The following is an 11,394-nucleotide window of genomic DNA, read 5'->3' as shown; positions in this document are numbered from 1 at the left end:
TAATAACTGATCTCCAGAAAGGAGGTGTTCCAGCCGCACCTTCCGGTACGGCTACCTTGTTACGACTTAGCCCCAGTTACCAGTTTTGCCCTAGGCCGATCCTCGCGGTTACGGACTTCAGGCACCCCCGGCTTCCATGGCTTGACGGGCGGTGTGTACAAGGCCCGGGAACGTATTCACCGCGCCATGGCTGATGCGCGATTACTAGCGAATCCAACTTCATGGAGTCGGGTTACAGACTCCAATCCGAACTACGACCGGCTTTTGAGATTGGCATCCAGTCACCTGGTAGCGGCCCTCTGTACCGGCCATTGTAACACGTGTGTAGCCCTGGGTGTAAGGGCCGTGCTGATTTGACGTCATCCCCGCCTTCCTCTCACCTTACGGTGGCAGTCCCGTTAGAGTGCTCATCATTACATGCTAGCAACTAACGGTAAGGGTTGCGCTCGTTATGGGACTTAACCCGACACCTCACGGCACGAGCTGACGACAACCATGCAGCACCTTGAAAAACGCTCCGAAGAGAATATCTGTTTCCAAATACGACATTTCCCATTTAAACCCAGGTAAGGTTCCTCGCGTATCATCGAATTAAACCACATGTTCCTCCGCTTGTGCGGGCCCCCGTCAATTCCTTTGAGTTTCATCGTTGCCGACGTACTCCCCAGGTGGCTCACTTAATACTTTCGCTTAATCCCGTACAATATATCGCACAGAACCAGTGAGCATCGTTTACGGCGTGGACTACCAGGGTATCTAATCCTGTTCGCTACCCACGCTCTCGTGCATCAGCGTCAGTTACAGTCTGGTAAGCTGCCTTCGCTATCGGAGTTCTAAGTTATATCTATGCATTTCACCGCTACTTAACTTATTCCGCCTACCTCGTCTGTACTCCAGTTTACCAGTATTAATGGCACAATTGAGTTTAGCTCAAATATTTAACCACTAACTTAATAAACCGCCTACGCACCCTTTAAACCCAATAAATCCGGATAACGCTCGCATCCTCCGTATTACCGCGGCTGCTGGCACGGAGTTAGCCGATGCTTATTCATAAGGTACAGGCATCATTCTACACGTAGAACTTATTCTTCCCTTATAAAAGAGGTTTACAACCCATAGGGCAGTCTTCCCTCACGCGACTTGGCTGGTTCAGACTTACGTCCATTGACCAATATTCCTCACTGCTGCCTCCCGTAGGAGTTTGGACCGTGTCTCAGTTCCAATGTGGGGGACCTTCCTCTCAGAACCCCTACCTATCATCGTCTTGGTGGGCTGTTACCCCGCCAACTAACTAATAGGACGCATGCCCATCCGATACCTTGAACATTTAACTCACATCCCATGCAGGATAAAAGTACTATGGGGTGTTAATCCACGTTTCCATGGGCTATACCCCGGTATCAGGCAGGTTGCATACGCGTTACTCACCCGTGCGCCGGTCGCCATCAAGGTATTGCTACCTCATGCTGCCCCTCGACTTGCATGTGTTAAGCCTGTCGCTAGCGTTCATCCTGAGCCAGGATCAAACTCTTCATAGTAATAAAAACTTTAAAAATTATCTCTTTCGCTCAGTCATTATATCCGTTGAATCTCTTCTCGGACTCGCACTTGCTGTTTGTTTTCAAACCTTTCAATATCTTTAAGAACTCTTTTTGCTTCTCTTTTACCCGCCCCACTTATGAGGCGAAAGCGGATGCAAAGATAAATACTTTTACATATTCCCTCCAAATCTTTCCGCACTTTTTTTCAAACTTTTTTTCGGAACCGCCGTAGAAGAAAGCTTCTGCAGGCTTCATCCGCAAAAGATGAAAAACACATCAGTCAAAATGTTTCAGAACGTCCGCTTCGTTTCGGAAAGCGGCTGCAAAGGTAAGGACTTTTTCATTACTTCCAAACTTTTCAAAAGAAATTTCTGAAGTTTTTTTTCAGAACCCGACCAAGGCAATATCCTGAAGAACTCTGCACAACATAAAAACCTGTAAGCCAACACATCCTACCCTCTCACCTCCTCCGTTTGTTCAATACATCGGTTCCTGATTGCGGCTGCAAAGATAGCATCATTAATACCCCAGTTCCAAATTTTTTATACACTTTTTTTCAAAAAAAATGAATCACTTTGGACAAGTTACTAATTTACAACAATATTATTCAACGTCTGTTTGTAAGATTCCATTTAGAATACCATAAAAACAAAAGAGTGTATTCAAAAATCGTTTTTTGATACACTCTTTCCAATATAACTACCTATTCCTGTTATCCGGATATTTCAAAAATACAATATATCCGACACATCCCCCCCATTCTCTTTCCCATCTCTGAGAAATTTTTGGTATTTCACCATAAGGTCAACCGGATAACCTGCCACTCCTTCATACTTCCGGATCATATTCATGGTTTTCAGATCCAGGACCAGCACGTCTCCTTTCAGTTCCTCGCCCATTCCTTCGGTATCTTCACCATAGCGGGAAATCCCTAACAATATTTCCTGTTCCGTCCTGGATACTGTCATACAGGTGATTTTATCATCAGCATTGTAACCGAAATCGGTCAATGTCATGATCCTATTCTGACTTCCCGGCGCATTGCCATTTTCCAGATCTCTCAGATTATAACGATACAGGCCGTTATCCGTTGCAAAAAACATATAACTCTCATTCTTCATCGGATAATAAGAGGTTCCGGAATTTATCACCTCACCAGGCACAATTACATCAGCCAGTACGGTAAAAGGGACGGCAGCGGTTTCGCTTGTCTTCGACGGAAGTTTCAGGTATAACATCCGGTAAACGGAACCGTTTCCCAAAACAGCGACAGCCTGATTCGGAGAAGCAGTATGTGTCCCGTACAAAAGTGAATAGCCGGCATAAATCCCCAATTCAGAACAAGCCCTATTAGCTGCAGAACTGTTTACATTGGCATATATAAACTGTCCTTCACTTTCATCAAACAAATATAACAATTCCGGAGAACTGTAGTTTTGTGTGCCACTCCCGGTCAAAGATGCCAGAAACATAACCGGAGACAATTGCCCATGCCAGGGGCTTGCTTTTTGCATAAATGTCATATTCAAATCCACGTTGTACGCAGGCATAGCCATCCGTTGATCATGCCAAAGCTCATCATTGGCAATCACGAAAATATATCCTCCCAAACTCGTTGTAGTTGCAGACGTCGTCAAATGCCAGCAGGCTTTCACATCAAACTCCGTTATATCCGGCGGCAAAGTCATGGCACGTGAGATAAAAAAGTTATGATCCAGATACTTGTTTTCTCCGATCTCAACTAAGGTCTCCTCACTCAGACACTTCAACCGCTGATCCGTCTCTATTTTCAATCCCGAATTGACATTAGCCGCTTCAGGAATATAACACCGGTGAATCTTGCGTGGATTCGTTCCCAAACGGTTACCGGTCAATGCTTCATAATAATTCGGAGTAAAAGTACTCCCCTCTCTGTCCAGACGCTTAAAGGATAATTCTGCATGCCCCTGATACTTGCTTAAAACAAGGATACCGTCACCTGCCGTAGAACTGGACACATTGATTCTGAAATTTTTAAAGGCCTTCGTCCCCAATTCCTTATCGGTTACCACAAAACGTGCTGTATTAATCCCCAACGGGAAATTAGCATATACATTCAGATCTTTCGTCGTCGCCACAACCTTCTGGTTGACTTCCCACATATAAGTAAACCGGTTTGAATCCGAATACTGCGTTCCCTCCAAAGTCACGGGAATAGACAACAAATCCATCTGGTCACAAAGAACCAGGCTATCGATATTCTGTATGCTGATCTGGTTGATTTCCCGATAATCGTAATTTCCTTTATCATCATAACAGGCATATGCCAGGATAAGTAGGTATAAAAAAGTAATTATTTTTTTCATAATAGCCTCCTATTTAATTCAAGTCCGTAATCTCGACAAGTCCGTCCATCATAATCCGCATACCAGTCTCATCATCGATAATGATATTTTTATTCAACCATTCTCTCAATATCTGGGATTTCTTCGTCATATCCACCCCTGTTCCCACAAATGCATCTTCAATAGCGAAAATCGGATCCAGCTCGATCAGCTTACGCCATTTTTTAGGATGATAAAATCCGAGTTCCCCCTCATTGGCCGTCCACCAGGCTGGCGGAAACAAAATGTCATTGACAGATAATTTCATCTCACGCCCGTCTTCAATGCCCAGCTGAAAATCTCCTCCGGCAACAAGTGTAAGCATCAGCGTCTTGCTTTCAGGATTCCGAAGGCTTTTACTCAGATTTTTCCGGAAAACAACAATCCGGAGGGTATCCTGAAAACGGCCGGGACCGAATAATTGCTCCTCAGCCAGGGATACATAATCTTCATCGGCAACCATATCGGTCTCCCCATTTAAATAATTACCTTTTTCAAGTACTTTTACCCGGTAAGTACGTGGTTCTTCCGACGTATTACCTAAAACACGTACCACTATTTTAGCCGTATCTGCACCAACGTCATCCGAAAGTTTTCCAAAAGAAAAAACGACAGAATCCAGACTTACTTTGTTGCCCAGGCTATTTAATACCTCATACTGGAAATATATCCGGTTGACATCATCATACTGATATTCCACCTTCTGCTCACATCCTTGTAAATAAAGGCAAAACCATAAAAATACATATATAACTTTCTTCATTGGACAATTCAATTTTGTGTTCTGTTACCATACTCTATTTCATCTTCCGGGATCGGGAATACAAAGACATTATTATCAGCTTTCACCTGATCTTCGGAAGTATTTCCCCAGATATCGTGATGCAAACGTTTATAAGTTAAAAAGATCACTCCTTCCCCGATAAACTCTTTGCGTATTTCCCGCATGATCACGTCTTCGGTTACTTCCTGCGATACCACCTCTTTCTGTGTCCTGGCCTGTTTGAAAGTCTGCAGTAATTCCGCAGCATGCCCCGGATCGTCTTCCATCCAACCCTCCGCAGCAATCAGGTACATTTCCGACAAACGGATTATCGGAACTTTCGGAAAAAAACGTTTACTATTATCAGAGGTATATTTTACAATATAAATTTCACTGTACCAATTCAAACGGTAATCATCCAGATCCCCTTCATATATGCTACTCTGAAACCCTACAGCCATCTGTAAATTACCGTCCGAACCAGTCACCCGTTTATGTATCGCTTCAGCACCTGTTTTTATAGCCTGGTTCCGTAGTGAAAAGATATGCTCACTAGAAAAAAGCAAATCTTTATCGGCCATATCCACATTCAAACTTTTCTCATAATCCAATAAGGCGAATTTTTTACTTTCAATCACCTCTTCAGCCAAACGACGGGCTTCTTTTTTATATTCTCCCCCCATATCCAGATAAACCCGGGCCAATAAAGCCTTTGCAGCATAATAATTCATTCGTGCAACATACTGGTCAGCCTGATCTTTATTTTCATCCACCCCGTTTCCTAATTCATAGGGTACCACCGAACAAATGGGATCATCTTTCAGGCATTCCAAAGCGTTTTCTAAATCCCCGACCACCAGATTCAGATATTCCTGTGTCGTATATACAGCAGGTGTCTCCACTCCGAACTTCAGCTGATAAGGTAAAATCCGGGCATCCTTATCCAGCTTCACATCGGGAGCAAACAAACGGTAAATATCGAAATGATGCATTGCCCTTAATGCCAATGCCTCACCCCGGACCTGATTACGCCGGGCATCCGACAGGACAGAAGCATTTTTATCACTCCACTCCAATATATTATTGATGGCTGCAATATTAGCATATAAAGCATACCATATGGAATAGATATAAGCCTCCATATCCTTGTCTTCATAATCATAATCCCTGAATATTTTCATGGCATTCGGCACCCGGGAATAATCATAAGTACGCGACATCACATCCAGCATGCCGAATGAAAGGGTCTGACCATATAGTCCCGCCGCCGACATATCATAATACACCCCGGCCAACGCTTCGGAAAATCCACGCTCCGTACTGAACAATTCCGATTCTTCGCTCTGGTTTATCAATTTAATATCCAACCAGGAATTACAGGAGCATAACAAACACACCCAAACTAAATTCCATATGCTATTTTTCATTTTCATAAGTTCTATCTTTATCTGTTAACGACTAAAAAGTAACATTCAAACCGATACTGAAAGTACGTGCAAAGGGATAACTCGTCCCCCGTTCCTGTTTTACCGAGGACAAGCGGAACAGATCGGTGGAACTCAACAGCAGCTTCACTCTTTCCATATACATTTTCTGGGAAATCTTACGAGGCAACTCATATGACAGGGAGACACTTTGCAAAGCCAGCAAATTGTTATCAAATACCAGGCGGGTTGTCTGATAGGGCGCACTCGTATCGTCGATACGTCTGAATTTCGCATGATCCCCCGGTTCTTTCCAACGGTCGTACAATACCCGTTTATCAGCATTCTTAAGCGGATTAACCCCTTCCACTTTCGAGGCCAGGGTAGCATTATATATTTTTCCACCGTACTGATATTTAAACAGCATATACAGATTGAATCCTTTCCAGTTCAGATTAGTGTTCACATTTCCTTCGATTTTAGGCTTCATATCCCCACATTCGATCTTATCGTTATGGTTATATTCAAAAGTCATTTCCCCGTTACGTTTAATATAAATTTCATTCCCGGTAGCCGGATCGATTCCTCCGGAACGCACCACCATCAAAGCCGTCTGTGAACGTCCCGCCTCGAACTGACGATATACCACCGTTCCCTGGTTTGCCCGGTCATCGTTGGCATATTGATTGATGGTTTCCAACTGATTGGATAATTGGGTAATCTTACTCCGGTTATGGAAAGCGGATAAGGTGACATTCCATCTCAGATCTTTGACTGCATCCTGGATCAGGTTGAAACGCAAACGGGCTTCCACACCCGTATTTCTCAATTTCCCGATATTCTCCACATAATCGATAAATCCCGTCGAAGGAGCTACAGTTACAGGCAACAGCAGACTACGGGTATTTTTAATGTAAAAATCTCCGTTAAACACCACCAAGCCGTGCAAGAAAGTAAAATCCACTCCCACATTATAAGAAAGGGTTGTCTGCCACTTCAAACTCGAATTACCGTATCCGGCCAGACTAACTCCGAAATTTCCGTTATATTCCCTGCTAAAATCATACAAATAAGTTGTCAGCGCCTGGGTAGATGAAAAATTAGTTGTCCCCGTACTTCCCACCGAAGCCCTCAGCTTCAATGCGTTTTTCTCATGAGCATGCCAAAAAGACTCATTGTGCACATTCCAGGCTACCCCCAATGACCAGAAAGGAGCAAAACGCGAATTACGTCCGAATTTACTGGAACCGTCCGAACGAAAAGAAAAGTCCAGGAAGTAACGATTGCCGTACCCATAATTTACATTGGTAAAAAATCCTACCAATCTCGATTTATCATAGGTTCCCTGAGGACTGGTATTTTCCTGAAAAGCATTGGCTGCACCGATAAAAATCATGTCCGGATTGATAAACCCGACTCCGGTAAAAGACTCACCTTCCGTCTCCGATTGCATGATATTGCTTCCGACCCCGACATTCAGCATGTGTTTATCTATCGTCTTATTATAAGCCAGTGTCAAATTACCGTCGAACCGGTCACTCCGGGAATTTACCAGATAATAACTCCCCTTCTTTTTCGGATCCGTTTCTGTACTGTAATCCAGTGATTCCGGAGATTTAAACAAATCCCGCCGGTCAAACTGCCTGGTATAACTGAAACGCCCCTGTAAACGCAAAGCCGGAATAATCCTCCAGTCGATATTGAAATTATCCTGAACAGAGGTATAAGTGCTGGTATTACGCTTGGGCAGATTGGCACTGACCAGCGGATTCCAGTCACCTGAAGAAAGTTTTTCCACAAACTCTCCGTTTTCGTCATAAATCCGGTCATACGGATTCTGGTTGGCATACAAAGAGAATTCATTGTACGGAGAATTCTTCGCTTTCACATTATCGACCGACAAGTCATTCCGGATAAAAAAGCTGGAACCGATATTGTAATTGAAAGTCAAGTTAATCCCCAACCGGTCCCGTCCGGATTTCTTCATGACTCCTTTATCCGTATCATATCGTAAATCCACGCCATAACGGAAATATTGATCTCCTCCTTCAAAATTGAGCGAATAACGCTGATTTAACGAAGTAGTCAGAGGCTGGGACAACCAATAAGTATCCACCCCTCTTTTCACCTCTTCCAAACGTGAATTATAAAGCTCTTCCAGTCGTACCTGTTCTGAATAAACAGGATCGGTATATACACCGGCCCGGCGTTCATATTCCAGTTTTTCCGCAGCATTCATCAAATTATAATCCCTCAAATCCGGGATTGAAACGTTGTAATTGGCATTCAGGTTTATCCGGATTTGTCCGGCTTTCGGACGGATAGTCGTAATGACAATCACTCCGTTGGCACCCCGAGACCCATATAAAGCCGTTGCACTGGCATCTTTCAGGATAGTCGTGGATTCCACCCGGTTCAGGTCCATATCATAGATCCGTTCTGCCGAAACCTCCACTCCATCCAGAATATAAAGCGGGGCATTGGGGTTTGTCGTCGCATCGTCAGCATTGGCCCTCAGGTCAAAACCATTCTCTCCCCGGATCGTAATATCCGGTATCACATTGGGGTTAGACCCTTGTGTAAGGCTCTCGTTCAAGCGGATAGAAGGATCGAAAGCATTCAACGCCTGAATCATATTCAAAGCCCCGACTTTTTTCAGTTCCTCGGTATTGATGGTTACCTCCGAACCTGTAAAACTCTCTTTCGATTTCTGGAAATACCCCGTCACAATCACTTCGTCCATCTCTGCAGCCTCCTCCTCCATGACGATAGTCAATTCTTTCCCTTCCACATAATTCACCTCCTTTTTACGCATTCCAACAAAGGTACACACCAGGACGACAGCCTTGCCACGGGGTACCTGAATAGAAAATCTTCCATCCATATCCGTAGCAACCCCCAGGTTCGTACCCTTGATAACGACAGTCACTCCGGGCAAGGTATGTCCCTGTACATCTACAACTTTTCCTTTTATGGTCTGTATCTCCTGCTCAAACTGATCCTGTCCCTGTTTAGCAGTAATGACCACCGTATTATCGATCAACTTGTATTCCAAATTGGTTCCTGTCAAAATATGATCCAATACTTCCTGAAGATTCAAATTCGAGTAATCCGGATTCAGACGATCCAGCTCACGTACATAATCATGATTATAAAGGAAAGTCACTTTGGATTGGCGTTCAATCTCTTTAACGACCTCTGCAAAGGTCACATTCTTCATTTTCAATGTGATATTTTCCTGCGAATATCCTTTCGCAGTCACTTGAAAAGTTTGTAACACAAGTAATAAAGTCATCAGCTTCATCGTCCGCACCATTCGTCCCGGGAGAAATACACCGGGAAATTTCCTGTTTTTCGTTTTTTTCATAACTTTGTTTGACTTATAAGTAAATAAATACCAGAACGGACAGGCGGCCGATTCCCTACATCGGCTACCTGTCTTTTATTCTGCGATATAAATAGTAGTTCCTGAAACATTAAATTTTGCGGGACAAGCCAGAGCCAGCATCGACACGATCTGTCCGAAATCATCATAACGTCTTAAATTACCGGTAAATTCAATATGCCGGGCTTTTTCCGACTGAAACACCACCTGCACATCATACCAGCGCGACAAAGTCCTCATAATATCTTCCAGAGTCTGACGTTCGAATATAAACCTCCCGTTTTTCCAACCGATATATGCCTGTACATCCACTTGCTTTTTAACTAAATTACCAGTCTTCAGCTCTATAGCCCCCTGTTCATTCGGGTACAACAATATCCGTTTTTTGTCGGTGAACATGCATACCCTCCCTTCCACCAGGGTGGTCTGAATCATTTCTTCATCCTGATAAGCCCGGAGATTAAAAGAGGTTCCCAACACCTGTACCTGCACCTTTCCCATCTCTATAATAAAAGGGGACGATTTATCAGAGGCCACCTGAAAATAAGCCTCTCCCTGCAAACGTATCCTTCGTTCCCCGGAGGGAAAAACAATCGGATATTCCACTTCACTCTCCGAGTTCAGCCAGATTTTCGTTCCGTCGGACAGTACAAGTGTAAATTCTCCCTTACGGGGAATACTCAAAGAATTATACAATAGCTCTTCCGGCAAAGACGGAATATTCTGATACACTAAAGAGGCAGACGAAGCCTTAGCTACAGAACCATCCTGCTGCTTTATAGAAGTGGCAGTATCTCCGCACAAATGAATCTGTTCCCCGTTGGCCAAGGTAAGGACAGCCTTACTACTACCAGCAGGAATGACAGATGTCGATACCTGAGGAACAAGCGTACCGTTCCTGTCTTCCCGGAGCCAGCACCAGTAAATTCCTATTGCAATCAGACATACAGCTGCCACAGCAGCTAACCCACGCAACTTCCTGTAAGACCATGGACGTTCCCTTGCTATTCTTTCAGAAAAAGCAGTATACGCAGCAGCCGGATTTATAGACAAATCCAGTTCGCGTTTCCGCCTGATATAGTCACGATCATTCAGATTTTCAAATTGTTGCTGATGTTCCGTTGATTTCTTCAGCCAAAGCCTGAGTTCTTCCATCTCCTCTTCTGAGATAGTCTCCTCCTGATAACGCAAAATCAAATCAGCAATCCGAAATGCTTTCTCACTTTTTAATTCCATATTTTCTGCCTTTTGTATAAAGACAGGAAAAAACTAAAAAGTGGGCAAAAATTTAAAAAATTAACAATGCTAATATCCAGAAATTACTCAACCGTATCCGCAGCATCTTCATACCTCTCTTTCTATAAGCCTTTACAGCCTCTTCGGTTATCCCCAACAAAGAGGCGATCTCCGCATTGGTTTTCCTCTCCAGTATCAGATAAAAGATAGTCCTGATTTTAGGGGGTAAAATATCAATTGCCTGTTTCAATGCCAGATACACCTCTTCTTCGATGATCTGCGATAGAAAAAAATCAGCTTCAGCTTCCCCGTTTAATTGTAAGTATTTTTTCTTCACCTTATCATGTTCCAGATAATTGATACACCGGTTTCTCACTGATATATACAACCAGGATTTCAAAGAAGAAAGTTCCGAAAGATGCTGCCTCTGTTTCCAGAAATCATAAATGACATCCTGTACCAAATCCTCTGCCAGATCGGTATCTCTCAAATATTTTGCAGCAAACATGACCAATGAGGAATAATATAATTCAAACAAACGTTTATAAGCCTTCTCATCTCCTTCTACCAACAGTTTCAGCCAATGTTTTTCATATTTAATTTTATCTTCCACCCCATTATGATTTAAAATGCACTACTCTCTGTATTTTATAAATACAAATTTATCCAATTTCTTTAA

Annotated in this window: 6 protein-coding genes and 1 rRNA gene; all 7 read right to left on the bottom strand. The window is 43.4% G+C overall.

The window, feature by feature from the left end:
- Nucleotides 1-17 precede the first annotated feature (17 nt).
- A 16S ribosomal RNA gene (locus AC5RDS_RS15125) occupies nucleotides 18-1,541 on the bottom strand.
- A 728-nt stretch (nucleotides 1,542-2,269) separates the two neighbouring features.
- Entirely contained in the window at nucleotides 2,270-3,889 is a 1,620-nt protein-coding gene (locus AC5RDS_RS15120) for a PKD-like family lipoprotein (RefSeq protein ID WP_118104816.1), read from the bottom strand.
- A gap of 13 nt (nucleotides 3,890-3,902) precedes the next feature.
- Nucleotides 3,903-4,670, bottom strand: a complete 768-nt coding sequence (locus tag AC5RDS_RS15115; RefSeq protein WP_118104817.1) for a DUF4843 domain-containing protein — start codon at nucleotides 4,668-4,670, stop codon at nucleotides 3,903-3,905.
- Between the two features lie 8 nt (nucleotides 4,671-4,678).
- Nucleotides 4,679-6,097, bottom strand: coding sequence for a RagB/SusD family nutrient uptake outer membrane protein (locus tag AC5RDS_RS15110; RefSeq protein WP_192921435.1), 1,419 nt, complete (start codon nucleotides 6,095-6,097; stop codon nucleotides 4,679-4,681).
- Nucleotides 6,098-6,128: 31 nt separating this feature from the next.
- Nucleotides 6,129-9,461, bottom strand: coding sequence for a SusC/RagA family TonB-linked outer membrane protein (locus AC5RDS_RS15105; RefSeq protein ID WP_118104819.1), 3,333 nt, complete (start codon nucleotides 9,459-9,461; stop codon nucleotides 6,129-6,131).
- A 75-nt stretch (nucleotides 9,462-9,536) separates the two neighbouring features.
- The gene (locus tag AC5RDS_RS15100; protein WP_118104820.1) at nucleotides 9,537-10,715 is read right to left on the bottom strand and encodes a FecR family protein; all 1,179 of its coding nucleotides are present in this window, start codon (nucleotides 10,713-10,715) and stop codon (nucleotides 9,537-9,539) included.
- A gap of 52 nt (nucleotides 10,716-10,767) precedes the next feature.
- Nucleotides 10,768-11,328: an RNA polymerase sigma-70 factor gene (locus AC5RDS_RS15095; RefSeq protein WP_118104821.1), complete on the bottom strand. Its 561-nt coding sequence runs from the start codon at nucleotides 11,326-11,328 to the stop codon at nucleotides 10,768-10,770.
- Nucleotides 11,329-11,394: the final 66 nt, after the last annotated feature.

The sequence above is a fragment of the Odoribacter sp. genome, from assembly GCF_985060555.1.
This window is presented reverse-complemented; position numbering and strand designations above follow the sequence as displayed.

Excerpts from the sequence above, each read along its gene's own strand:
- AC5RDS_RS15120 (WP_118104816.1), bottom strand. The coding sequence starts at position 3,889 with ATGAAAAAAATAATTACTTTTTTATACCTACTTATCCTGGCATATGCC.
- AC5RDS_RS15115 (WP_118104817.1), bottom strand. The coding sequence starts at position 4,670 with ATGAAGAAAGTTATATATGTATTTTTATGGTTTTGCCTTTATTTACAA.
- AC5RDS_RS15110 (WP_192921435.1), bottom strand. The coding sequence starts at position 6,097 with ATGAAAAATAGCATATGGAATTTAGTTTGGGTGTGTTTGTTATGCTCC.
- AC5RDS_RS15105 (WP_118104819.1), bottom strand. The coding sequence starts at position 9,461 with ATGAAAAAAACGAAAAACAGGAAATTTCCCGGTGTATTTCTCCCGGGA.
- AC5RDS_RS15100 (WP_118104820.1), bottom strand. The coding sequence starts at position 10,715 with ATGGAATTAAAAAGTGAGAAAGCATTTCGGATTGCTGATTTGATTTTG.